General features: G+C 49.8%; 26 protein-coding genes and 1 tRNA gene. 13 read left to right on the top strand and 14 right to left on the bottom strand.

Translation table 11 applies throughout. The features are described 5' to 3' along the window. Positions 1–297: 297 nt before the first annotated feature. Together ACTRXD_RS10220 and tatA are read right to left on the bottom strand one after the other, a co-directional pair. On the bottom strand, positions 298–1,071 hold the full coding sequence (locus ACTRXD_RS10220) for a HEAT repeat domain-containing protein (protein ID WP_442431703.1): 774 nt from the start codon (positions 1,069–1,071) through the stop codon (positions 298–300). Between the two features lie 7 nt (positions 1,072–1,078). After that, positions 1,079–1,867 carry a twin-arginine translocase TatA/TatE family subunit gene (gene tatA, locus ACTRXD_RS10225; RefSeq protein ID WP_442431704.1) on the bottom strand — a complete coding sequence of 263 codons (789 nt, stop codon included), beginning with the start codon at positions 1,865–1,867 and terminating at the stop codon, positions 1,079–1,081. A 172-nt stretch (positions 1,868–2,039) separates the two neighbouring features. Here tatA and ACTRXD_RS10230 point away from each other — a divergent pair, with 172 nt between their 5' ends. The 3 genes from ACTRXD_RS10230 to ACTRXD_RS10240 all read left to right on the top strand — a co-directional run bounded on the left by ACTRXD_RS10230 (position 2,040) and on the right by ACTRXD_RS10240 (position 3,816). Beyond that, the gene (locus ACTRXD_RS10230; RefSeq protein ID WP_442431705.1) at positions 2,040–2,510 is read left to right on the top strand and encodes a hypothetical protein; all 471 of its coding nucleotides are present in this window, start codon (positions 2,040–2,042) and stop codon (positions 2,508–2,510) included. 122 nt (positions 2,511–2,632) lie between these two features. Next, a complete protein-coding gene (locus ACTRXD_RS10235) occupies positions 2,633–3,025 on the top strand; it encodes a hypothetical protein (protein ID WP_442431706.1) in 393 nt (130 codons plus the stop codon). 38 nt (positions 3,026–3,063) lie between these two features. Next, a complete protein-coding gene (locus ACTRXD_RS10240; protein ID WP_442431707.1) occupies positions 3,064–3,816 on the top strand; it encodes a gamma-glutamyl-gamma-aminobutyrate hydrolase family protein in 753 nt (250 codons plus the stop codon). Between the two features lie 82 nt (positions 3,817–3,898). Here the strand turns inward: ACTRXD_RS10240 and ACTRXD_RS10245 are convergent, their stop codons facing one another. From ACTRXD_RS10245 to ACTRXD_RS10275, 7 genes are all read right to left on the bottom strand, one after another. After that, positions 3,899–4,306 carry a hypothetical protein gene (locus ACTRXD_RS10245; RefSeq protein ID WP_442431708.1) on the bottom strand — a complete coding sequence of 136 codons (408 nt, stop codon included), beginning with the start codon at positions 4,304–4,306 and terminating at the stop codon, positions 3,899–3,901. A 158-nt stretch (positions 4,307–4,464) separates the two neighbouring features. Next, positions 4,465–4,944 (bottom strand): phosphate-starvation-inducible PsiE family protein, encoded by a 480-nt coding sequence (locus ACTRXD_RS10250; RefSeq protein ID WP_312742512.1) that lies wholly within the window; start codon positions 4,942–4,944, stop codon positions 4,465–4,467. A gap of 15 nt (positions 4,945–4,959) precedes the next feature. After that, a complete protein-coding gene (locus ACTRXD_RS10255; RefSeq protein WP_442431709.1) occupies positions 4,960–5,361 on the bottom strand; it encodes a hypothetical protein in 402 nt (133 codons plus the stop codon). Positions 5,362–5,622: 261 nt separating this feature from the next. Further along, positions 5,623–6,711 (bottom strand): beta-N-acetylhexosaminidase, encoded by a 1,089-nt coding sequence (gene nagZ / locus ACTRXD_RS10260; RefSeq protein ID WP_442431710.1) that lies wholly within the window; start codon positions 6,709–6,711, stop codon positions 5,623–5,625. A gap of 16 nt (positions 6,712–6,727) precedes the next feature. Next, positions 6,728–8,233 carry a leucyl aminopeptidase gene (locus ACTRXD_RS10265; RefSeq protein WP_442431711.1) on the bottom strand — a complete coding sequence of 502 codons (1,506 nt, stop codon included), beginning with the start codon at positions 8,231–8,233 and terminating at the stop codon, positions 6,728–6,730. A 59-nt stretch (positions 8,234–8,292) separates the two neighbouring features. Beyond that, positions 8,293–8,946: a 7-carboxy-7-deazaguanine synthase QueE gene (gene queE, locus ACTRXD_RS10270; protein ID WP_442431712.1), complete on the bottom strand. Its 654-nt coding sequence runs from the start codon at positions 8,944–8,946 to the stop codon at positions 8,293–8,295. A 245-nt stretch (positions 8,947–9,191) separates the two neighbouring features. Beyond that, entirely contained in the window at positions 9,192–9,887 is a 696-nt protein-coding gene (locus ACTRXD_RS10275; protein ID WP_442431713.1) for an HAD family hydrolase, read from the bottom strand. 111 nt (positions 9,888–9,998) lie between these two features. On the opposite strand from ACTRXD_RS10275, the gene ACTRXD_RS10280 reads away from it, so the two are divergent. The 4 genes from ACTRXD_RS10280 (at position 9,999) to ACTRXD_RS10295 (ending at position 16,156) form a co-directional block, all read left to right on the top strand. Beyond that, positions 9,999–10,082 (top strand) — tRNA-Leu (locus ACTRXD_RS10280). 675 nt (positions 10,083–10,757) lie between these two features. Further along, complete coding sequence (locus ACTRXD_RS10285; RefSeq protein WP_442431714.1) at positions 10,758–11,381, top strand: class I SAM-dependent methyltransferase; 624 nt, start codon at positions 10,758–10,760, stop codon at positions 11,379–11,381. Between the two features lie 140 nt (positions 11,382–11,521). Continuing rightward, complete coding sequence (locus ACTRXD_RS10290; protein WP_442431715.1) at positions 11,522–13,483, top strand: tetratricopeptide repeat protein; 1,962 nt, start codon at positions 11,522–11,524, stop codon at positions 13,481–13,483. Between the two features lie 63 nt (positions 13,484–13,546). Further along, positions 13,547–16,156 carry a sigma 54-interacting transcriptional regulator gene (locus tag ACTRXD_RS10295; RefSeq protein ID WP_442431716.1) on the top strand — a complete coding sequence of 870 codons (2,610 nt, stop codon included), beginning with the start codon at positions 13,547–13,549 and terminating at the stop codon, positions 16,154–16,156. Here the strand turns inward: ACTRXD_RS10295 and msrB are convergent. Further along, positions 16,122–16,607, bottom strand: a complete 486-nt coding sequence (gene msrB, locus ACTRXD_RS10300) for a peptide-methionine (R)-S-oxide reductase MsrB (protein ID WP_442431717.1) — start codon at positions 16,605–16,607, stop codon at positions 16,122–16,124. The genes ACTRXD_RS10295 and msrB overlap by 35 nt on opposite strands. Before the next feature lie 292 nt (positions 16,608–16,899). Here msrB and ACTRXD_RS10305 point away from each other — a divergent pair, with 292 nt between their 5' ends. The 3 genes from ACTRXD_RS10305 to ACTRXD_RS10315 all read left to right on the top strand — a co-directional run bounded on the left by ACTRXD_RS10305 (position 16,900) and on the right by ACTRXD_RS10315 (position 18,227). After that, positions 16,900–17,277, top strand: a complete 378-nt coding sequence (locus tag ACTRXD_RS10305; protein ID WP_442431718.1) for an HPF/RaiA family ribosome-associated protein — start codon at positions 16,900–16,902, stop codon at positions 17,275–17,277. Positions 17,278–17,592: 315 nt separating this feature from the next. Further along, positions 17,593–17,823, top strand: a complete 231-nt coding sequence (locus tag ACTRXD_RS10310; RefSeq protein WP_442431719.1) for an AbrB/MazE/SpoVT family DNA-binding domain-containing protein — start codon at positions 17,593–17,595, stop codon at positions 17,821–17,823. After that, positions 17,820–18,227, top strand: coding sequence for a type II toxin-antitoxin system VapC family toxin (locus ACTRXD_RS10315; RefSeq protein ID WP_442431720.1), 408 nt, complete (start codon positions 17,820–17,822; stop codon positions 18,225–18,227). The genes ACTRXD_RS10310 and ACTRXD_RS10315 overlap by 4 nt, the downstream gene beginning before the upstream one ends. Positions 18,228–18,426: 199 nt before the next feature. Here ACTRXD_RS10315 and ACTRXD_RS10320 read toward each other — a convergent pair whose 3' ends face one another. After that, the gene (locus ACTRXD_RS10320) at positions 18,427–19,854 is read right to left on the bottom strand and encodes a phosphoglucomutase/phosphomannomutase family protein (RefSeq protein WP_442431721.1); all 1,428 of its coding nucleotides are present in this window, start codon (positions 19,852–19,854) and stop codon (positions 18,427–18,429) included. Between the two features lie 661 nt (positions 19,855–20,515). Between ACTRXD_RS10320 and ACTRXD_RS10325 the strand changes: the two genes are divergently transcribed. Together ACTRXD_RS10325 and ACTRXD_RS10330 are read left to right on the top strand one after the other, a co-directional pair. Beyond that, positions 20,516–21,361, top strand: a complete 846-nt coding sequence (locus tag ACTRXD_RS10325) for a hypothetical protein (protein WP_442431722.1) — start codon at positions 20,516–20,518, stop codon at positions 21,359–21,361. 82 nt (positions 21,362–21,443) lie between these two features. Further along, complete coding sequence (locus ACTRXD_RS10330) at positions 21,444–21,674, top strand: hypothetical protein (RefSeq protein WP_442431723.1); 231 nt, start codon at positions 21,444–21,446, stop codon at positions 21,672–21,674. A gap of 36 nt (positions 21,675–21,710) precedes the next feature. Here the strand turns inward: ACTRXD_RS10330 and ACTRXD_RS10335 are convergent, their stop codons facing one another. The 3 genes from ACTRXD_RS10335 to ACTRXD_RS10345 are packed head-to-tail and all read right to left on the bottom strand — an operon-like array spanning position 21,711 to position 23,565. Continuing rightward, positions 21,711–22,613: a hypothetical protein gene (locus tag ACTRXD_RS10335; protein WP_442431724.1), complete on the bottom strand. Its 903-nt coding sequence runs from the start codon at positions 22,611–22,613 to the stop codon at positions 21,711–21,713. A 33-nt stretch (positions 22,614–22,646) separates the two neighbouring features. Beyond that, positions 22,647–22,925: a hypothetical protein gene (locus ACTRXD_RS10340; protein ID WP_442431725.1), complete on the bottom strand. Its 279-nt coding sequence runs from the start codon at positions 22,923–22,925 to the stop codon at positions 22,647–22,649. Continuing rightward, a complete protein-coding gene (locus tag ACTRXD_RS10345) occupies positions 22,915–23,565 on the bottom strand; it encodes a hypothetical protein (RefSeq protein ID WP_442431726.1) in 651 nt (216 codons plus the stop codon). Before ACTRXD_RS10345 ends, ACTRXD_RS10340 begins: the two co-directional genes overlap by 11 nt. Before the next feature lie 306 nt (positions 23,566–23,871). On the opposite strand from ACTRXD_RS10345, the gene ACTRXD_RS10350 reads away from it, so the two are divergent. Then, entirely contained in the window at positions 23,872–24,150 is a 279-nt protein-coding gene (locus ACTRXD_RS10350) for a type II toxin-antitoxin system RelE/ParE family toxin (RefSeq protein WP_442431727.1), read from the top strand. The last annotated feature ends 42 nt before the right edge of the window (positions 24,151–24,192 follow it).

The raw sequence follows: 24,192 nt of genomic DNA on the forward strand, positions 1-24,192 counted from the left end.
TTCTTCGCAATCAGCTTTATCCTTGGAAAAGGTCGCCTGTGAGGTACCGGGCTTGAACCATTTCACCGGTGCGGAAGCGCAACTCAGGCCTGTCAGAATTACCAGAAGGCCTACGATCACCTCTATTTTTATTTTCTTCATTTTTTCCTCATGGAGAAAAAGAAGGCGAATTGTAATGATTTTATCTCGAGTATTCAATCAAACGCATGGAACATGGAAAAATTTTGATCTAGGATGAAAGTTGGACGGAAATCAGCGAGGAAGGTGAATGATGACGCCGAAGAAAATTCGTGGAGATTAGGTATCCTGACCAATTTGGATAAGGGCCCAAGAGGCCCAAAAATGCACATTGGGAGTCGGGTCTGTTTCCATGGCTTGCTTCAGTGCCACCACATCCGCGCTGGTTCCCAATTTGCCTAAACGATATGCGGCTTCCGATCGGACACCCACGCTTGGATCCTGGAGAAGATGAGTGCGTAACAACGGGAGTCCCCGGGGGTCGCCTAATTCACCGAGCCCTGCAATTGCAGATTGTCGAGTGAGAGAATCCGGACTTTCCAGAGCTTGAAGGTACACGGAATAGGAAAATGGAAAATCAAAGTGAGCAAGAGATTGGATAATGGCTCTTTGAGTGTCAATGGTGGAAATAGCGTAGGCTTGGGTTAACACTTGTATTAATTCCTTCTGCACAGCTGTCCGACCCAAGGCCAATACCACAGCCTGTCTAACTAATTCGGAAGGGTCCGTAAGGTGCTGAACCAATGCAACTAGAGCCTGGTCTGATAGTGAATCGGCCATCGTTCCCAAGGCCCAAGCACTTGATTGTCGAACCTGATCATCTGGATCCGACAACGAGATAACAAGGGCTGGAATGCCCTGAGGGTCGCCAATTTTTCCAAGTGATAAGGCTGCGGTCCGTCTCGTATCAGTCTGAGTATCCGTTAGAAGTGGAATAAGTCGTGCGGTAACGGATTCAGCTGATTCAGGTGGGGATTCAATGACACACCCAAAGAGTCCAAAGAAACAAATTGCTCCAATAACGGGAGCAGAATTGGTAGAGAACGTGAGCAAGAAAGGCTTATGCAGATCCAGAGGGTTCTTTGGGAGTTAGGGGCTCTTTGGCTACTTCAATGGAGTCTTGCATCTCTTTTTCGGCAGACTCCAGTTCCGCTTGAATGGTGCGCATTTGAGGATCGATCGAATTTTTAATATCTGCCGCGGCATCGCGGAAGGTACGTACGGCACTTCCAAGACCTTCTCCCAATGATTGCATATCTCGGGGAGCTGATCCGGATTGCTGGGAAGCCTGAGCTTTCATTGCAGCTTGTTGAGCTTGGACTCGCGCCACAGCTTGTTTATTCACAACAGCTGCAGGTCGCTTCAGCACGGGCTTCGCTTGTGCACCAGCCGGGAGGGCAGGATATTGCCTGGAAGCCATGGGGGCTGGTTGCGCTTGCCTATCCTCCATCGACATCGGTGGGGGTGAAGAAGGAGTCGTCGTGGCTTGAGGAGGACTGGAAGCCCCGCCAGATTGAGATGAAGGTTGGATCACCTCAGGCCCTGCTCCCTTATAAAGTAACGCTGCAGTGGTTCCCGGGGTTTGTTCAGGACCAGGCTGAAATGGCTGATTTGTCGGAGTGCCTACAGAGGTAGTTGGTTGGGATTGCACCTGTCCTGGTTCTGGCGGTGTATTGGGAAGTGGCTCATTGGGGTCCACAGGTGAGGGTATATCGGCGACTTCTTTTTTAAAGCCTTTTAAGGCTTTCCCCACACCCTCTCCGATTTGCGGGAGCCGACCTGCCCCGAAAATAATCAGGATGATCACCAGAATGATCATGAGTTCTGAGAACCCCATGGTTCCGAACATAGATAAAACCTCTCCTTTAACACTATGAAAATTTAAGACTTAAAAGACTCTATCTTTCAAGATTGACGAGTGTCAACCTAAATGCGGTAGGCTTGGGACACTATGCCCTAGCCAAGTTTTTGCGTATTCTTCATTTTTTGTTGTGCTCTTAAAAGAAACGAGTAGATCACGGATGTCATTACTCTCACCGCCCCAAATTCCCCTCTTTCGCATTACGCTGTTTTACGGCCCTGAAGCCGTTGAAGGTGCCTCAGATTCTGTACACTGTGTGTTTAATGTCAAAAAACGCAGCTGGAAAGGTGGGGTACAAGTCGAGGTGGTGATGAAAAGGAACCAAGTAGACAGGCTCGAAGGAATCCTTCAGCATTCGTCATGGTTGGATGTTGTTCTGAGGGGCGTTCCAGTTGAAACGCAGGGAGCCTATCGAGAAAAAAGCCATGATTTATTGGTGCAGTTGCTGTGCTTTCATAAGCTTCATGCCTTTATTCAGCAGGGAATCAAGCAGGAAAATATTCAAGTTTCAGGGGATGCTCTCGTAGCTGAGACTGATGAGGTAGTTGAGCGTGAGGCCGAGGAAATCAAGAGGCAGATTTTTATCGAGTTGGATCTGATTGAAACCGAAAAGAGACCCCCGTCACAATGAATATACCAAATTTGCTATAATTGCTCATTTCGGATTTAAAAACAGAAGACTAATGCATCATTCAGGTTTAAAATACCAACGAGAAGGTTTGCATAAAAATTAAACAGGAAGGAGTATTCCTTATGCGGCAATCCAAGGTTTTTGGGGAAGGTGTGCTTAAACAATTAACCGGGGTGTGCGTGTTGTTGGCTTTTTCCCTGATAGTATGCCTGGGTGCCCCAGGGGTCAGTTTGGCTGCCGAACAAGAATTATCGAGCCCAACCAATGAAGCGGCCCTTGGGATCGGGAGTGCTTTGCTGACCGTGATTTATTTCCCTGTGAAGTTTGCCTATGCCATCTTGGGCGGGGTTGTGGGAACGTTTACCTATGGATTGACGGGTGGTGACCTTGAAACCGCAAAAGCTGTATGGGAGCCGAGCTTCTACGGCACGTATGTCATCACTCCTGACCATCTAAAGGGGAATGAGCCCGTTCGATTCCTTGGGGTCTCCGCATACGAGGATCAAGCGCTATAGACCGAAAGATCAAACCCGCCCGAGTTGAATCGGCTGGCATGCTCAAACCTATCATTGGAATTACACCGGATTTTAACCCTGGAAATCGGAAGGATATGGGTGGGAAAGAGCCCACCTATTTTTTGAGGGCCAGGTACCTTCAGGCAATTCAGGACGCCGGGGGAGTGCCCATCGTGCTTCCTCTGGTCCGTGGGTTGGCGAAACAGAAATATCTTATACAACGGTTGGACGGTCTTCTGGTGACCGGGAGCGGATCGGATTTAGCCCCTGAGTTGTATGGGGAGAAGCAGCGGTATCCTTTTCAGCAAATGAGCGAAGAGCGCGCTCAACTAGAGCTGGGATTATCCAAGCTGGCCTTTCGTCAGGGGGTGCCGACCCTGGGCATCTGCGGAGGGATGCAATCCATGAACGTGGCCTTGGGAGGAACTCTGGTGCAGGATATTTCCTCTCAATTGTCGACGAAAATTGAACATCGACCCACCAAATCGGCAACGAAAACAGCCCATCTGGTTAATATTGAACCCAACAGCCTACTGCAGCGCATCGCCAAGCAATTAAGTATTGCGGTGAATAGCTCCCACCATCAATCTATCAAATCTGTTCCGTCGTCATTTCAGGTGACCGGGATTGCTCCAGATGGAGTCATTGAAGCGATTGAAGCCTCTCGTCATCCATTCTGGCTTGGGGTCCAATGGCATCCGGAGTTTTTATACCGGCAGGATGCAATTCAGAAACGTCTATTTACGGCGTTGATAGAATCCGCCAGGCAGTTTGCCGACAGCCGAACATAGCATGCCAAGGACATTTTGGCTCGGTTCACACAAAACCCATAAGAAAGAGAACTCTCAAAACGGATAAAAGGACTGGGAGTTTTTACTTAGCTGCGTCTTCGGCTTCTGGACTTGGTTGTGGTGGATCCGGCAGAGCCGGTGTTTTAGGTGCAGGCGGTTTGGTCTCTTTTGCAGCCTCTGTCTTTGCTGCAGGGGGAGTGGCAGGTTTTGGAGCAGGCACAGGTTTGGGCTTTTCCGGCTTGATGCCACCTTCCCAATGAGGGCCGGTATACATATCGTCGGCCAAGTCCGTCTCTTTCCACCTGGCTTCGAAGTCTGCGGCGGCCTTATTGGGGGTTTCTCCGGTTCCAACAGTTTGATTCCACGGATAGATACGAGGAGAAATCCGGCAGGTAGACTCATCCTGGCACATGTACAGTGCAATCGGATTTCCTCGATAAGGGCCCAGAATAATATGGACTGTGCCGACTAATTCAGGAAGAGAATCCATGATACCAACACTACAGATTGTCGTCTAAAAAGGAGGCTATACTGCCACAGCCCCCGGCGGTATGCAATATGAGCCGAAGAAGTTCATGAGGAATTTCTGACAATACTATGATTGAGGGAAGAGAAAGGGGAAAAGAATTTTCCTGGAATTCGGAAGGGCTATTTGTTGAGAAGAGGTTCTACCGGGAGCTCGGATTTTCGGTGAAGATATAATGCAATCATGAGGACCAAAATCACGATGACATGTAAGGACATATCCATGAGATAATGACGAAACATGTCTTCAGGGACAGATTCCTGGTGCGAGAATTCAGCTCCAGCGGTAAGAATTCTTCGGACAGATGCGATGATCCCCACATGCAGGAAGGGTTCGAGTCGAATGCGGTCGTTTTGTAAGAAGCCTAATACCGTGCGAAACAACTCCAAAAGAATGATGACGAACAACAGGTCATTCAGTAAAGTGATGGTTGCTGGCAAAAACTCGGTCTGTACCGATTGAGCATAGGCTACCCAACTATACCCGAACACCAGCATACCCACGAGAAGAAAACTCAAGCAGGCGGTGATGTAGCCCCACCGGTCGAGGAACTGCATCCATCGGACCCATTGTTTAATTGAATCTGGTGTCCACCCTAACATGTTGAATGTGTCCTCTTATGCGGTTCCTTGATGTGGGGTGTTGGGGGGGGGCTCCTGCTTGATGTCCTCTCCCCGCATCTGACCAAACTCTAAACTCTGAATCGCTTTCGCACCAAACGAATGACCACAACAGATGACTTCCTGAAATCCCTCCCCACCCGCCATCACCATTAGGCGAAGTCCACAGGAATCAGTGGCAACTATTTTTTCATCGAGGGGCATGCCAACTGCCAAGGCTCCTGCTCGGCGGCCACGCTCTTGATTAAACGAGGGAACCACGTCTTCCAGGGTCAAGTCATGTCCGCAACATCGAATTTTTTCAAACCCTTCCCCACCGCTCATCACCTTCAGTACCAGTCCACAAGAATCAGGATACCGTTTGCGTTCGTCGATAATGTCCCCTTTTTTCAATGCCATAGCCATGCTCCTTGCTTCCGAGATGAATCATGAAATTCTGTCATTAGCAATAGGAATAGATGATTGGATGTGTCGATTTGTACAGCAAGGTTGATAGCTAAACAAATCTTTGTAGGGAATGTCCAGAATTGGGCCAGGCCCTTCTTTTTTACACCTAAGAAGGTGAGAGGATCCGGCATCCAAGACATGGCCTAAAGCGTGCCGAACCTCCTACTCCTTATTGGAGCCCGTCCGGAAATCCGTCTTATCTTTTCTGTGTCTTCAGGTCAGGGTGCGAGACTGTCCTTGGATCTGTGCTAAGACATGGCGATGGGCAGAAATCCCGACAGTCTTAGGGATGGAGGGAATGTCGACTGGATGATAGGGGAAGACAAATTGCTGTTTGACGGAGGCGATACGGGCCAAACTTGTCTCCAGGCGGCTTTGATCCAATACGTGAGATTCAACTGCACGACTGACGGCTTTAATCGTATCGGTCGCAAGCCTGCGGGTTTTGCACACTAATAACATATCCACTCCGGCTTGCAACGAGTGCACAGCGGCCTCACCGACTGTCAAATGGTTCACAATGGCGCCCATCTCCAAGTCGTCACTCAAGATGACACCGGAAAATCCCATCTGCTGCCGAAGGATATCTGTCAATATCATGGAAGACAGGGTTGCGGGGTTTGTGGGGTCCAAGGCGGGATAGTGGACGTGGGCCGTCATGATAGCTTGAAGGCCATGAGCAATGGCGTATTGAAATGGTTTGAGCTCCACACTCTTCAGCCGCTCCCGTGTGGCATGGACCACCGGCAGTTCCACATGTGAATCGGTACTGGTGTCGCCATGACCAGGAAAATGTTTTCCGCAGGCCAATACGCGATGATCGTGCAGGCCAGCGAGAGTGGCCGCTCCCATAAGGCACACCTGTTCCGGCTCGGTCCCAAACGCCCGATCTCCGATAATAGGATTGGAGGGATTCGTATGAATGTCCAAAACCGGTGCCATATTCATATTAATCCCTACGGCGCGTAACTCTTTAGCGGTCACGGCAGCCGCCTGGTAGGCCAGTTCCGTGGATCCCGAGTGGGCGACGGTGGTTGCAGGAGGAAAGATGGTAAAGCCTGCAGGAAGGCGGGAGACGCGTCCGCCTTCTTGGTCGATGCCGATGAGCAGCGGGATGTCACCGGCCAGGGCTTGGAGGTCGTTCGTGAGGTGTGCGATTTGGAAAGGGTCAACCAAATTGCGGGAAAAAAGAATGATCCCTCCTGGTCGGAATTCCTGCATCCAGGCTCGAAGGTCCGGAGTGACCTCCGTCCCTTCGAAACCGATCATACACAGTTGCCCTACGAGTTCAGCGCTAGACATCGCTATGTGTTCCCGACTAGCGATTGACGTGATTCAGCAAATATTGAATGAGCAACCGGGTCCCGATACCTGTCGGACCTTTAGGAGTATACGGGCGTTCGGTTGTACCCCAATCGGTGCTGGCAATGTCCAAATGGACCCAGGGATGGTCTCCAACGAATTTTGATAAGAACATCGCCGCCGTAATCATTCCGCCTCCCCGCCCACCGATGTTCCGCATGTCCGCCACGTCACTTTTGAGCTGTTCAAAGTATTCATCCCACAGGGGCATTTCCCATACCCGTTCCCCGGCCTGATTGCCGGCCTTTTTGAGATCGGCTTTCATGGTGTCGTCATTGCCCAACATGCCAATCGCGAACTGTCCCAACGCGACAGCAGCCGCACCGGTCAGTGTGGCGATATCAATCACGCAGGCGGGTTTGAGTCGGGAGGCATAGGCCAGGCCGTCAGCAAGAATCAAACGACCTTCCGCATCGGTATTTTGGACTTCCACCGTTTTTCCGGAGAGCATGGTAAGGATATCGCCGGGTTTAGTTGCCCGTCCTCCCGGCATGTTTTCCGTCACAGGCAGGAGGCCGATCGCATTCACCGGGAGCTTGAGCCGTGAGGCGGCTCGAATCGTCGCCAACACTTCGGCTCCACCCGTCATGTCGGCCTTCATCTGTTCCATGTTTTCCGATGGTTTTAGGGAGATCCCACCGCTATCAAAGGTTACCGTTTTGCCGACAAAGACAATGGGTTTTTGTGTGCGAGGGCCACCCATATATTCCAGAATGATAAATTGGGGCGGTTCGATGCTGCCACGAGAGACCCCCAATAATCCGCCCATGCCGAGTTTTTCCTGCTGTTTGCGGTCCAAGACTTTGAGCCGGACTTTGGCCTCCCTGGCGATGTTTTTGGCCTCGGTGACAACCCGTGAAGGCGTCATCACGTTCGCGGGGTGGTTGCACAAATCCCGGACGAAACAGGTCGCTTCCCCAAGGATTTTGCCACGGTTGGCGCCAGCTTTGGCCTCATTCAGGTGAGCGTTGGATTTGGTGAGTAGGGTGCAGGATTGCAAGGAGTGGGTGTCGTCTGTGCGGTCCGTACGGTACTCATTAAACCGATATTCTCCAAGAACTACCCCTTCCACCATGGCTTGGGCCACGTCATCCATAGGGCCGGTGCCCTTTGGCACGTCCGGCATTACGCAAACGATCCCTTTGGCTTTGGCGGTGCGGGCGCGCTTGGCAGCGGTCCCCATTGCTTGACGAATTCGTTCCAAGGTCACCGTCTCCCGTGTTCCAAGACCGACAAGAAGCACGCGTTTTGCGGGCAATTTCCCATCGATATGTAGTAAGGCGGTGTTATTCGGTTTGCCCGAAAATTCTCCACTTTTGCGCAGGGCGCTCAATTGTCCACCGAGTTTCTGATCGACCGGCCGGACGGCTTTGCTCCAGACTTTGTCCTGTTCATATTCCAAACATACCAACACATCCGTTGTCGTAGCCGTGGCTTCACCACTCTTCACAAGAATATTCATACGCCTCCTCAATAAATAAATCGCCCCAAACGTAAACAGATCCCCTTGCCGTGGTATTGTTACACGCCACGGGTTTGGGGATCCCAGATCACTTTATGCAATTGGAGTTGAAAACGAACAGGCAGTCGATCTTCCAGAATCCATTCAGCCAGGGATTGAAGATGAAGGACTCCAAAGACCGGACTCATATGGACGGGACAGCGGTCCCCCAATGAATACCGTTTCACGATATCGCGCGCCCACTCGTAATCGGCCCGGTCCTTCAAAACAAACTTTACTTCGTCTTTTCCGGACAAATGCCTAAGGGTATCCCACCGCATCCGGTCGGTCATTCCACTACCCGGACATTTCACATCCAGAATAATCGAAACCCGCTCATCCACGTTGGCAATATCAAACGCCCCGCTGGTTTCCAGCATCACCTGAAATCCAGCCTCGCATAATTGTGTTAACAATACCAGAGAGCCAGGTTGATGCAATGGTTCACCGCCGGTCACCTCGACGAGCGGACAACCATATGATTGTACCTGCGTCAGAATTGTCTCAATCGGCATGGTATTTCCACCATAAAAGGCATATTCCGTGTCACACCAGGTGCAACGAAGCGGACAACCCGTTAACCGGACAAACACGCACGGTTGTCCCACACGGGTGGATTCACCTTGAAGGCTATGAAAGATTTCGGTGATCTTTAGGGAAGGCAAAGTGGTCATAAACACTCTCAGCTCCAGCACGCATCAGGTGACATTGTACTCAAAATACGGGGTGAGGGGGAGGGGACAGAGAAGGGTGTGCTAGGTGGCTGTCGGAGATGAGTAATCGTCACAAGGTTGGATCGGGTTGAGTGATATTTTCGATCATGTGGGGCGAAAAGGGGGCTATTCGATGAAAAGGACCGGAGAAGCTATCAAACCGGCGCAAGCAAGCAGGTCGATTTCATCCAGGATGACCGCGCCTTCTAAGCCCATTGTGTAATTGGCCAACCCCGCTCGCGGGCAATGCGAGCCATGCCCCGAATGGGATTCACGACAAAGGGATGGCCAACCAGTTGGAGTGCGTGAAAATCTCCAGGGCTATCGCCATAGGCATAGCTGCGCGTCAAGTCCAGATTGAAATGGGCGGCTAGGCGCTCCACATAACGGCCTTTTCCCTCACCATAGGGCAACGGGGCAAACACTTTTCCCGTAAAGAGTCCTTCCTGGGATTCCGGTCTTGCGCCAAATACCAATGAGACTCCAAGTGCCTCGGCCAGTGGTTTCACTAAGAACTCAGGTGATCCGCTGACGAAGGCTACGACATGTCCGGCATCCCGATGACGGGATAAACGATTCAAAGCCCTCGCTGCGACCCGTGGAACAACATATAACTCCACGTACTCGCTGGCCATCTGTTCAATGAGTGAGACATCATGCCCCATCAGATACAGCTTCCTCCGTCGCAGAGGGTTGAACGAAACGGGGGGCATGTGACGAATGGCATATTCCAGGCTATGCCATACCTCCGGCCAACCCACGACACCGTCTTGCCAGAGATACCGGAAAAATCCTATTTCAATCGAGGCGCCGGGAATCAATGTGTTATCCACATCGAAAAAGGCACCGATCCAGTGTTGAGAATGAGTCAGGGGTGCGGGCGAAGAGGTCGAGCGGGTCATGGTGAGCTATAATCCGGGCGGTCAATTAATTTTTGAGGATGGCCGGGATTCTACTCCGCGTTTCACGCGTTGACAAGGACATCAAGAGGTTTCATAATCTGCCTACTTCGTGCCGAAGTGGTGGAATGGCAGACACGCACGTTTGAGGGGCGTGTGGGGAAACCCATGCGGGTTCAAGTCCCGCCTTCGGCACCAATAATCCTACCGACTTCATATACTTCTCGTACTTCAAAACTCTACTTAGTCTCAAATGATAAAAGTGAGGCTCAAACCGCCGGTTTTGAAGGGGGTATTCCCCCTTCATGGGGTGACCGGAGCCTAGCGGAGGCACGAGGGGGCTGGCCCCCTAAGTGAGAGCAGGAGTCAGGCTTCCGCTCCTGCGACTTCAAGTCCCGCCTTCGGCACCAAAAAAATCCTTCCGATCTCTAAAACTTCTCTCTTGTGAATTCCCACCCCTTACAAAAAATTGTGTCGAGATTCAAGGTGGGTTCTCAATCGGGAATTCTCCCTTCAGGGTGACCGGAGTGAAGAGACTGCATGAGTGAGGGCTTTCGTGCGAGCAGAAGCCATCCTTCTGGCCCCTGCTCGTTCTAGTCGGTCTTCAGCACAACTCCCTTTCTCCCGATTATCTTATCGATGGTGCTCAGGTATGCCACTGTCACCGCATACATTCTCGAGATAAAAACTTTCTCAACGACCTTTGGCGTTCGGGTCATTTATTCATAAAGGAACCGGGGTAAATTGAAAGATATTGTCGATGGGATTCTGGCTCATGGGCTTGCTTGCGGACTATTTTGGAGGATAAACGTTATCCTGATGCTTAGGAAAAGGCAAATGAGAAGACATATTCAATTGCCTTGAAGGGGATTCATGAAACGCGGGTGGTATTCACGACGAGTGTTTCCCAGGCTGGTCCATTGGAGTATGGGTCAAGCGGGTTTTGTCCCCTTGCGGCAGGCGTTGGTTGCAAAGGCGTCAGGGTTGGTTTTGGAAATCGGGTTTGGGTCCGGCGCCAATTTTTCTTACTATTATTCCCGGATCCATTCCTTGACGGCGATTGATCCCAACCCCGGGATGATCCCGTTGGCCCGCTCGCTTCAGGCGGAGGCGGTGGTTCCCGTTCATCTTGCCTTGGCCTTGGCTGAAGCGCTCCCCTTTCCCTCTGCCTGCTTTGATACCGTTGTGAGCACGATGACCTTATGCAGCGTTCCCCAACTTTCGAAGGCTCTGCAGGAATTGTTTCGGGTCGTGAGACCTGGAGGACGGTTGTTGTTTTTAGAGCATGGGCAAAGTCCGGATCGTTCGGTCCGCCGGTGGCAGGATCGTCTCACGCCGGCCTGGAAACATCTTGGTGATGGCTGTCATTTAAACCGTCCAATGGTTCAGATGATTGAGGCTCAGGGTTGGACGGTCACCGCACTCGAGAACTTTTATCTTCCCGGCGTTCCGAAGCCTTTTGCCTATTTTTCTCAGGGGATGGCGGTGAAGGCCTGATAGTCCAGTTACGCCCTTCCATTTTCCTTGATTTCTTAATAAATTGAAGTTGGTGCTCATGAGGGTGACGTGGCTTCTTGAGCCTTATCAATTTCTAATAGCCAATTTTTCTGATGGTAAATCGAGGGGGATCTGCCTACTTGACAGTCTGGTCGGCGATGTTGGGAGTTTCCCTCTCGCTGGGGCTTCTTATCGTTTACCCCTCCTCTGCAGAGGTGACTGGTGCCTCCCAAGCGGATTCATCTCCCATTCAGGATTCCGCGGAAGCGCATCTTCAGTTAGGGATTGATTTTTTTCTCACGAATGAACTGGATGTGGCCATTGACGAGTTTCGGGAGACTGCTCGTCAACGGCCTGGCTATGCCGATGCCTATCATAATCTTGGGGTGGCCCTGGCCAAAACGGGGGATTTAACCGGAGCCATTGCGGCCTGGTCGCAAGCGGAACGGTTGGATTTTCACACGGCCTCCTTGCGGTATCACCTGTCAGCCCTGGTTTCGTATAACTATGGGATCTCTCTGGTGCGGGATGGTCGGCTTGCGCAGGCCCTGGCGCAATGGCGGGCGGTCCTTCGCCTTCAGCCTGATTTTTTTGAAGCCCATTATGCGTTGGGATTGGGGTATTTGGCTGCAGGAGATCCTGTGCAAGCTGTGGCCCATTTTCAAGCGACGATTCATGACGCAACTCATTGGGCGCATGCCTATGAAGCCTTGGGGTTGGCCTATTATGCATCACATGAAAATACTCTGGCCGAACAGGCCTGGAGGCGTGCCCTGGCGTTGGAGCCCGAACTCCCCAAGGTCTATGCCAATTTGGGATTACTCCGTTTGCAAGAGGGGAATTATCAAGAGGCGATCGGACATTCCCGGAAGGCGTTGGCACTTCAATCTGACCTTGTAGCCGCGCATTACAATATCGGTGTGGCGTTGTTTGCGAAAGGAGACGAGTCAGCCAGTGTTCCTTCACTGGAAAGGGCACTTTCTCTCGATCCTCGATTGACTTCAGCGAGATTGCTGCTTGGTGTTGTGTGGAGTCGTCAGGGAAATTGGGCGCGGGCTGCTTCGCTCTGGCGTGAGGCTTTACGCCGGGATCCCTTTGCCAAAGATGGAGTATGGCTCCATTACAATTTGGGAGTCGCCATGGCTGCCATGGGACTTATCGACGAGGCGGCGGTTGAATTTGATGTGGTAACGGGTCAGCGTCCTGAATGGGCTCCGGGGTGGTCTCAGTTGGGCTCGGCGCTTCTGGCCACCCGCCAATGGGAAAGGGCTGTGGTCGCCCTGCAATCCGCTTCTCGATTGCAACCGGCCTGGGCGCACCTCCATTTTGCCATTGGAAAAGCCCAGGCTGAAGCGGGGAACTTATCTCAGGCTGTTGCCGCCTTTCAACGAGCGGTCGAGATTGAGCCTCAATTGGTCGAGGCATGGTTTCATTTGGGGGTTGTGCTTCGTGCTCAGAATCGAACCGGTGAAGCGGTCGAGCCGCTCCGTCTGGCGGCCGAAGGCGGATCGGGCGAAGCCCAAAGCCTGTTGGCTTCGATGTATGCCAATGGCAGTGGTGTGGATCGCAACATCCCCTTGGCGATGTTATGGTGGTTTCGGAGTAGTCGGGCGTGGATGGCCGATTCGCTCACGCAGACCGCCAGAGAACAGCTCTCACAATTCCGTCGCGGCCTGCATCGACACCTCTTTTCATCCAGTGACCGGCAGGAGGTGTTAACCGGCTTTGGTCTCATTCGAGAAGATCTTCACCGGTTGGCTCCTCCCCATCCCATGTCCAATCAGGTGGCCAATGATGAAGGGACCTGGGACCACCTGACTCCGAGTGAACCCGTTGTTGAATGGGTAATCAACCAGGCTTTGGCCGGTGATCGGGCTGCCCAACATACCCTCCATGCCTGGTATGTGAATGGAGAGCGTGGTCGCTTGGTTCCAGCAGATTCTCAGATCCGAAATTATTTTCTGCAAACGGCGAAAGAAGGAAATCCCTTTTCCTGTCAGGTCGTTCGAGCCGTTGCTCCTGAATCAGCTGAACGTTTTTCCGCAGATTGGCAATTGGCGGCAAATGGATGTCCGGACCAGTCCGTCATGCCGGGGTTGTAATTCTGAGCCAGGTTGCATGTATGGGAACGGGAACTTCCTGAATTTTCTGTGATTAGGACCTCAATGACGGATCGTTCCAAGACCATGGCATTGGCCCTCGCCTTTTCACTCGTGAGCACGGTGCTGGCTTTTAGCGTCTCCTCCCTTTTTCCCCAGAGAGAACGATGGTTGACTGATTGGCAACTGGCTCACATGGCACCTGGACCTGTCGACCCTTCACTGGTCTTGGTGACGGTCACGAAGAGCACCAGTCCCGCGTTATGTGGGGAAGGACGATGGAATCTTTCCGTGTTGGAATCCACACTGGTGGCCCTTCATGAGGCTGGCGCTGCTGTCATCGTTCCTTCAATTGATGTGTCCTCTCCAATAGCCTCGGAATGTGGGGGGTTGGCTGGACTGGTTCGACTGGCTGAAGTGACCAAACGAGTCGGGTCTGTGGTCTACCCGGATTCGGTTCCTCCCGCCTTGGCCGATGCGGCAACCGCATTGGGGACGCTGGACGTGATACCTGATGCGGACGGAGTGTCTAGGGGTGTGAAGTCCCATGCCCTTTCTGCAGGTTCATCGCCGCATCCTCCGATCGGTCTCGTAATGGCCTCGTTGTTATCGGAAGCGGCCACATCTATGGAACCGAAGATCAACGACCTTCAGATCCGGTTTGTTGGACATTGGGCCACTTCACCCTTCCCTAGGCATGCCTTTGCGGATGTGTGGAACATCATTCAGAGTAAAGATCGCGATCAATTAACGAAGTTGTTTCGCGGAAAAGCGGTGATCCTTTTTTCTCCTGTGTCGAAGAAAACAACGCTTTCAACCCCGTGGGAATCAGCGGTGCCGGCTGAATTTCTTCATGTCTTATTGACCAATGCGGTGCTGACTAACGGATGGGTCTCCAGGACTCCTGTATGGGTCGCTTTCCTTGCGACAATGTGTGTAGGGCTGTTCTTCGCCTGGTTTATTCTTCGGGAAATTCCGCTAATCCGCCTTGGGATGATGGGCCTAGCCGGTATTCTTCTTGCGGGGCTTGCTCTGCTGTGGGGACTTCACAGTGGTTGGGTGTGGCCGATCTTGAGTACAGGATTGGCTTTAGGAATGACCGTAGGGGGAACGCTGGCTTGGCGGTTGTCCCGGTCCCGGTCGATTATCCAACGGCGGATCACTCAAGGGCGACAGCAGCTACAACAATTGGAAACAGAGCTGGCAAAGAGACAGCAGCATGTCCATGAACTCGAGACTCGCTTGCATGTGGCACACGATCATGTACACCGGTCGGCAACGGTTATTGAAGGTTTAGAAACTCAGCAAGGGGGGGTGTCTCGCCAATTGGAGATTTCTCAATCCGAAATTGAAGAAACCCGACGACAGATTGACCGGTTGCAGATTGAATTGGAGGATCTTCGTCGGCAGGTGCCGGCCATGCAGCATGCTGAGCATCAGCACCCCGAATCCTGTGAGAATCAGGCATTACTTCAAGAATGTGAGTCGTTTCATATTCTGACCCGTGCCCCTGCGGTCCTTCGTGTTTTCCAGGATGTAAAAAAAGCGTCTAGAACCCAGGGCCCCATTCTTCTATTGGGAGAAACGGGCACGGGCAAAGAAGTGTTTGCTCGAGCGGCCCATGCCTTGAGTCCTCGGCATCGTGGCCCATTTGTGTCGGTAAATATGGCCGCGATCCGGGCGGAGTTATTTGAAGGAGAATTGTTCGGCCATGTGAAGGGAGCCTTTACCGGCGCGGTTGGTCGTGAGGGGTATATTGAAACGGCGAATGGGGGAACGCTCTTTTTGGATGAAGTCGGGGAACTCCCATCCGATTTGCAAGCAAAATTACTGCGGTTTTTGGAGGACGGGTCATTTCACCGGGTTGGAGAAAGCCGGCTCACCCAGGTGGATGTGCGAATTATCGCGGCGACAAATTGCAATCTTCAACAGGATGTAGAGGAAGGTCGATACCGGGAAGATCTCTATTATCGATTACGGAGTATTGTGTTGACTCTGCCTCCTCTACGGGAACGGGGGGAGGAAGACTGTCTGCTGTTGGCCCAATCCTTCCTACAGTATTTTTCTCGGCAACAGAATCGAATGGATGTGAGGTTCACGCAAGGGGCACTGGATGCGATCATGGCCTATCACTGGCCGGGCAATATTCGAGAACTTCGACAAACCGTGGCCCAGGCCGTGGCGTTGGCCAACGGGTCCCTCATTACCGAAGCAGATTTGCATCTCAGTAGACCCGTCCTGCCCTCCGTGAAGGGCGAGGGGCACGGTCGGGTGGAACTGGAGCGATTGGAGGATGACATGGTGTTGGAATACCTGCGACGTCATGGATTCGATATGCAGGCGACAGCTAAAGCTTTAGGGTGGGATCGCAGCACCGTCACCCAACGATTGAAAGGTCTTGGATTTCAGGCGTTGGTCACCTATCAGGGAAATATTGAAGCGGCGGCGCAGGCGTTGGCCGGGGATGAAACCTTGGCCCCCTTGGTCGCGAGGCGGCTGCGCGAGTATTCAAAAAACCTGCTTCCTTCTTCCAGACACTATACGTCTGCTGAAGAAGCGGTGGCTGACTGCCGAAAACGGTTTCGCAATCTTCCGGAGCGACATTTTCCGGCAGTCGAGCAGTTAGTGCACCAGCGCTTTGCTACGCCGGAACAAATTTCAAGGCCGCAGAATTAATGCAATAGCGTAATCCCGTCGGCGGTGGGCCGTCGTCAAATATGTGTCCCTGGTGGCCACCACATTGGGCGCAATGGACTTCGGTTCGTGGATAAATCAATTTCCAATCGGTGCGGGTTTCGACCACTTTTTCCGAAATCGGTTGCCAAAAGCTGGGCCATCCCGTCCCGCTGTCGAATTTCGTGTCGGAAGAAAAGAGTGGCAACGCACATCCTGCGCATTGGTAAATGCCTTTGGCTTTACTTTGATGATATTCATTGGTAAAGGGCGGCTCGGTGTCTTCATGCCGCAAGACACGGTATTGCATGGGTGTTAACAGTGCCTTCCACTCTTCATCCGTTTTCGTGACTTTGGTGATATCCGACCCCCCGGTTGGGGTCGTGGGAGCGGCCAATGCCACGCCAAGAGTTTTGGCGAGAACTCCGAACCCTAATGCCATGCCGATTTTCATAAGATTTCTCCTGTTGACGTTTACATTTATAGACATCTGCTAGCCCTCCTCTGAGCTGAGAGGGTGGAAACTTCTTCGTTTTCCACCCACCCTGATATACTGTATCAGTCTTGCAAAGAGAAAAAAAATTACAGAATCGGTGATGAGACCTTTGACTGAAGAAAGAGAAATTTTTACACTATAGATAACCAATAAAAAAGGAGGGTTGACTCAGGATTTCGTCATCCGAAAAACAGGCCGGAAGGTGTTGGATGTTTCACAGCTTGAACGAACAGCCAAAGAAGGAGTGTCTATGGATGAACAATCGCTGGATGTAAAAATTGAGAGCCGTAACGTTGGCATGACCCCTCGGTGGAAAGCCGAAATTGAGAGACGGACCGAGGCGTTGCAAACGGATACCATTCGCATCATTCATGCCCGTGTCACTCTTACGAAAAATGCCCATCATAAAAAAGGGGCTGATAACGCGGAGGCGCTGGTTGTCGTGACGCTTCCCCGGCGTCGAACGGTGACCGCCAGAAAAGAATCGAAAACCTTTGAAGAAGCCATTCGCTCAGCCTTTCAGGCCATAGAGCATGAACTTGAAAAAGTTGAAGAAAAACGGTTGGCCCGCAATGCCAAGGCCACAGCCAAAAGGATCGAAAAAGCCATGGCGCTAACCGCCGTCTGATGGGGTAAAATCTTCATCTCTATTCTTTTTCTCTTCATCACAACGAGTCGTAGCGGGTGGCGGATGCCCACCCGCTTTTTTACTCCTTACCACTCGAATCAATATCTTTCTAATAGATGAAAGGAAGTGAAGCTCCCCTCAGCAAGCGAAGAGGAGTTTCCTTCGCTATTTTATATGAATAAACCCTGATTTAATTCGTGAGGTACGGTACCATTTTGGAGGAACGAAGAAGAACATGAGGGTGATTCTTCTGGATTTGCTACGGGTAACTGTATGTAATTTGACCAAATGAGTAGGAATTCCTACAGTAAAAGTATGAAAACAACCATCTCTGAAAAAGGACAAGTGACGATCCCCAAACCTCTTCGAGACCGTTTAGGTCTTCTACCCGGACAAGTATTGGATTTTCGAGAAGAGAAAGGGAGGCTGGTTGCCACAAAAGTTCAAACGTCTGACCCGGTAGGAGCATTGTTTGGCATATTAAAAACCAAACAACGCACTGATCAAACCATGACGGCATTACGAGGGAAACCTGGTCCCAAGTGATTACGGCCATTGATACGAACGTCCTGATTGATCTTTTTGGGGCCGATCCCATTCATGGGGTTCACTTAAAAGAGGCTATTCGTTCATGTATTAATCAAGGATCTTTAGTCGCTTGTGAGGTCGTGTGGGCCGAGGTTTCGGCTGTTTTTCATTCTGAGAGCGATGCCCGGGATGTTTTGCAAACTTTGGGAGTGCAATTTTTCCCCTTAGGGGTTGAGGCTTCATTGTTTGCCGGGCGATTGTGGAAGGCTTATCGGCTAAAGGGTGGACGGCGAGATCGTATGGTGGCTGACTTTCTTATTGGGGCTCACGCTCTACAACATGCGGATGCGTTGTCGACTCGAGACCGGGGATTTTATCGATCCGGAATGCCCAAGCTGAAAATTATTGATCCCTCTACATAAGAGAGTTGAAAACGAAATTTTTCTCCTGTGTCTGGATTTCTCCGGTCAATTGCCTGACCACCTCATTTCCCCTTGAACATCCTTATTATTCAACACTCCCTTTCACGCTACAGGCCATAATCTGTCCATAAAGTTTGGTTCATTAAACATGACCAGGGTATCGAGGAGGAGGGGTCCATGGCTTGTAGCCCGTGAACATTCAATTGTGAGGAGAATGCAGTAGTTCCCGCCCAGCCTGCATAATTTCTTCCAGTTTCTCAGAGGTTTTGGCTTCGCCATAGCATCGGACGAGGGATTCGGTTCCGGACAATCGAATGAGATACCAGGAGTCATCCGGCAGGAGGAGTTTGCAGCCATCCAGTTTATTGGCATGGATGACCTCGGCTCCCGCAAACTCCGATGGTGGATGTTCAAGGACCTGCTTGACCTGTGTCTTGAGGTGGTCGCTCATCGGCAGATCTTGTCGTGTCGTGAACGTCGCGCCGACTCGATCAAACAGGTCTTTCAGTAACTCCTGAATGGTCTGTCCGGTAAAGGCCACCATCTCTGCGACCAATGCCCCGGCCAATATCCCATCTGCTTCCGGTACATGGCCCTTGATGGACATCCCGGCGCTTTCCTCCCCGCCAAAGACCACTTCCCCTTTCGCGAGCAATTCGCCGAGGTATTTGAATCCGACCGGGGTTTCGTGGACGGTGAGTCCATGGTGTGCCGCCACGGCATCAATGAGATGGGTAGTGGCAACCGAGCGAGCGACTCCACCGGTCCATTGCCGACTGCGAATGAGATAATCCAATAAAAGGGCCAGGATGTAGTTGGCTTGAATGAAGGTGCCGTTGGCATCCACGATGCCAAACCGGCCTCCGTCTCCGTCGGTCGCCAGGCCGAGATGTGCCCCTTCGCGGCGAACGGTCTCTTTCAGGTCCTCAAGTGTCTCGTCGGTCGGTTCCGGTCGAAATCCTCCAAAATACGGATCTCGCCAATGATGTAGGACGGCCATTTTTGCGCCGGCTTGTCGGAGGAATTCATCCAGATAATGCCTGGAGGTCCCATAGAGGGGATCAAAAATCACCCGGATCCGGCCGTTCCGGATGCGGTCGCGATCCACCAGCGATTCCAGAGCTTTCAAATATTCGGGTTGCGGATCGAAATGCCGCACCATGCCATCGTGTGTCGCCCGCTCCCAGGGGAGCCATTTGATGTGTTCTCCATGCAACAGCGGTAGGATGCGCAGTTCAATGGCCTTGGTGGTTTCAGGCAGCGCCGGTCCTCCCCAGTCCGGCGTAAATTTGATCCCGTTCCATTCAGGAGAATTGTGGCTGGCTGAGATATTCATGGCTCCTGATAATTTGCGACTGACCACGTGGTAGGAGATAGCCGGGGTCGGGGTGTCCCGGTCGCAAATCAGACAAGGGATCCCATGGGCTGCCATGACTTCTGCAGCCACTTTGGCAAAATGCTCGCCTAAAAATCGGGCGTCGTAGCCAATAAGGATGCCTTGTTGCCCCAACTTCTGTTGACGGAGAAATTGAGCGATACCCTGGCATACGATACGGATATTCCGGACCGTAAAGTCCTCGGCCACAATGGCCCGCCACCCTGAAGTCCCGAATTTAATGGAGTCCATGTTCGATATATGCTTAATGGGATGGGGTATTTTTCAGTAGAAAAAATTTAGTACACGATTTGGTGTGTATATTTCCAAAAGTAATACAGAATAGAAGATTTTTGCTCATTTGCCAATCAGATGATTGAGTTTTTCTGATCAATTCTTCCGAATTTGTCCTGGAGTCCATACGAGGTAAAATTGCGGTTCCGGAAGCCTATGAAAAAGACGGAGAAGAAAAAACTGCGTGGACCACCGCCGGCACGGCCATTGGCAATGACAGGGGCAATATTATTCGGGATCTTCCCCAACATGTGGCCGTCTCGGGCCGGATGGTTAATTCCGAAAGATGACCACACGCCAGACCAATAGAGCAGGGGGTGTGTATTGAGAATGTCCCGCGAAAAACATATAGCTGGGAATGGCCTTCCATTCGACGTATTTCGAAGAGAATATTTTTCTCTTTGCCTTTTCGTGCTCAATGATCGAAGGTGACGGCTTGTATCGGCGGTTTAATGGGTAGGGGGCTTTATCGAAACCTACTGGTATCGTTTCCAGCCAAACGCCAAGCATTTACAACGGGTGGAAGAATTTGATTGTGTCGGATAACCGTTATTGTGGAAAGTTGGAAATTCAGCCAATATCATCGATACTTATACAGCCCAAATACGAAATAATTGCCATGAACCTTTTAGGCCGAATATCAAATCGCAGCGTCGGACAATTTGACCCGATAAATTGGCTTAAAGAGGGTGACGGGCTACTGGCATCAGCAAAAATAGTCAGAGAGAAATGGACCGATTTGAGGCAAACTTTCTCTAAAAGTACTCCAAACTCTATGTCTGAAAAACGGCACATAACGCCAAACTGGAATCTGCTTACTGGTCTGCCACGCTCATCAATGTTGCTTCTCGGTTACTCAGTAGAAATGTATTTAAAGGCTGGATTGACCAAAGCTTATTATGGTTGTTCTATAGAAATGTTTGAGAGGGATGTCAAACGATTTGGCCATAACCTATTTTCATTGGCGAAGGAAATTCATTTCGATTTTAAAAATGGTGACGCTGATAAATTTGACGGGCTTGAAAAAATGGTGCTTGTGGATGCTAGATATCCTGTCCTTGTCCCTGACGGCCAGTCCTATTCTGATGTAGTAAACGAACAAACTCGCAGGATTTGGAGTATAGAAAACTTCGATGATTTCTACGCATTAGGTGAACGAGTTCGCGAACATGTTCGTGCTATTGATCGAGATAGTAATAATCCCACTATAATGAACTCATGGCAAGTTGATCAGGACGGATATCTCGCATTCCGAGCTGGTGGACGCTTACCTCCACGAATTACTTACCGGCTTAGTTCTGTTCAAGTTGGGGCTGGGAGTACTTCTTTAGATGATATGAAACCGCTTTTTCCATCGAATGACTACATTCTCCTGAATCATTGCTGGGGTAGTGCGTGGATTTACGAAGACTGTGTAAAGACGGCAACTAGGAAAGCGAAGACTGTTCGGAAAAAACCGCTGTAAGATGATTATCGTCTATTGTGAAAAATGGTAAAATGCCGGGAGGTATAGGTTCTTTCACTCTAGCCCCCGGGAGTCCATTATCATGCCAAAAAAGAAAAAGGGAAAGCATTACGTCATTTACGTCAAACCCGAACGACACGGTAATGGGCCGAACTCATACTTTGATGAAAACGGGAAGGTGACTAAAAAGAAGAATGAAGCGATGAATTTTGTTACCTTTGGCGATGCGCAAGATTGGGCAAAAGAGCATGATATTGAACTCGGCGGCCCCTGCTATATCCAAGAGGAAGAATACGAATACCGTGTCCCGTAGAAATGGGTGATAATGTATCGTATGGAAAAGAATTAATTATTTAAAACTACTATCAAACAAAGGATGGGAATTTAACCGCTTGGTAATTGTTTCGTCATTTGCCTCAGCAAGTGTACCTTCCTCTTTTAAATTTTTAATGACCTCTAGTACACCTGTGATGGCATTTGTTCGAGGCTTCTTAATTTTAAAATTCTTAATGTAATCTCGAATGGTTTTTTCTTCTTTATTTAAAAGATTGTCAGGCTTATCTTGATTGGCCAGAAGAAGTTTCTTGTCGTCCACCCATAGCCAATCCTGTTCTAATAACTGGTTTATTTTTTCAGAATATTCTTCCTTTCCACGGGCTGCTTCCCATTCTTCAGTTCCCACCCTTGAGTACATATTACCTGTTAACCACCCCAACTTCGCCTGAAAGGTTTCATCGAGTGAGAGAAACCGAGCCTTAAAGCAAGCGTCGTAATGGTCAATTTTTATTGAAATAGAAAGGCGCAAAAATGCGCAACATGCTTCATGAAGGCCCTTTGTGGTTTCCTCATGAAGATAAAAGTATTCATTGATATTGTTATTAAGCAAACTTTCAACAAATTGTCTTGCTCTATTCCTGTGTTTACTTCCTCCGACCTTTCCCTTTTGACCGAGATCAAGGTCAACAATCTTTTCAAATTCCCGATTAAGAACAAGGTCCAAAGGGCGCACAACTGCCAAGGTAATATATTTAGCCTTATACCCTACGGCCCTAGGTATTAGGTCACAGGTTTGGGTTAAAACCAAAAAATTAGTGTAATCTTCTTTCGTCGTATAGTAGCCATGAATATCGGCGAGAATTGCTTTTAATGCATCGGTTTTTTTTAAAATATCGCCCTGCTGTAGATAATTCTTGTTGGGATGGGCGTAGGTAAAATGAAGGGAAGATTTTGATTTGGGATCAGCGATGTCCATAATAATTGAAAGGGAATATCTGGTAACAAACTGTCATACATCTGATCCGGTGGAATCGATTTTGATTGGCCCACGATTATCGACGAGATTTTGATACCGCCTTTCTTCCTTCTCAGGGTTCAAGGGAATTGTGAAAGTTTGTTGAAATTCGGTTCCACGAACTACAACAACCCTCCCATATTCTCGTAAATTACTAAATCCCTCAGTAACTGTTGGCTCTTCGGATGTGTCAACTTCTTTTAGTGGTTGATAATTTCCTTCCGACAAATGCCCAATTGTACTGATGTCGGTAGTTTGGGTTTTAATGTCCATCGGATTCCTCCGTTGAAAGTGAAAGTTGGTAGACTTTGCTCGATAATCTTAAGGATTCGTTATAAAATTTAACTACGCTATTTTGTAAGTTTTCCTTAGTATTATCGGCACTTTTACCAGTTTTATGAAAATTATAGTGGATTTTGAATTTAGCGCTGTTGTCGGAAAGGCCTATTTTAATATTTAACTCTCTATCCAAGTGGGAAACTTTTCGAATAATTTCTGTATCTGTATATTTCTCAATCCCAGCGGCCAAAGAGGCCGGAGTATCAGGTAAATTAAATATTCGCAAGATTTCAGGAGACAAGTCCTTTTCCGAAAATGCGAAGTTTATTCCTAGGCCTCGTATTGGAGTATGTCTCAGAAGCTCTAAGACTTTTACCGCCAAGCTTTCAGCTTTGGTGAGTGTTTCTTCGTCGGCTTTTTTTACTCCAACGATCAATCTATGAATGGAAGGGCTAATAATTAAATCATCATATGAATAACGGGGCGTAGAGATGGTCGGGGCTATCATCATCTCGGCTTCTATTGAAATCCCTGGTGAGGAAAATAATTCCTCCGCGATCCACTTTGCGCTAAAAATATGAGGATTCCACTGTCCAACTAATACGATGGTCCATTCACTGAGTTCTGGAACCATAAAAAGGCTTTCTTTCTTTGATAGGAGTTGAGCAATTCAAATGACTAGGACTTAGAATATGTATATTAGAGAATTAGGTCAATAATAGTCATTATAGAAATGACCTTTTTTATTTTTCTTCTCTTGAAATAGGTAGAAAAGTGCCTAGAATTCTTCCCCTTTAAAAAAGTGGATAACATAGCTCTTCCCGTTGTGTGATAATATAGATTACGACAAATAATTTCATCTTTTGCTAGCCACTTCAACGACTTACTCCCACCAAAAAAAACTCATTGTAACATGTCATGTTACGTGTTACAATAACCAATGATTGAGAATTTTAGGCATCGCGGCTTAAAAAAGCTCTACGACAAAGGCGATCGGAGCGGCCTTCGCACGGATATTGCCGAGAAAGCCGAGTTGTATCTCTCGATCTTGGATACCGCCCGTATGGTGCAAGAACTCGACATTACAGGCTTTGGCTTTCATCGGCTTACGGGCAACCTAAAAGGGTTTTACAGTGTGACCGTGTCACGGAATCACCGGATCATTTTCCGGTTTGAAGATGGCCACGCTTTTGATGTGGATTTAGTAGACTATCATTGAGGAGAGAATATTATGGCGATGAAAAACCCTGTCCATCCGGGC

Source organism: Nitrospira sp. T9 (genome assembly GCF_052156535.1).
In the GTDB taxonomy this organism is placed as follows: domain Bacteria; phylum Nitrospirota; class Nitrospiria; order Nitrospirales; family UBA8639; genus Nitrospira_E.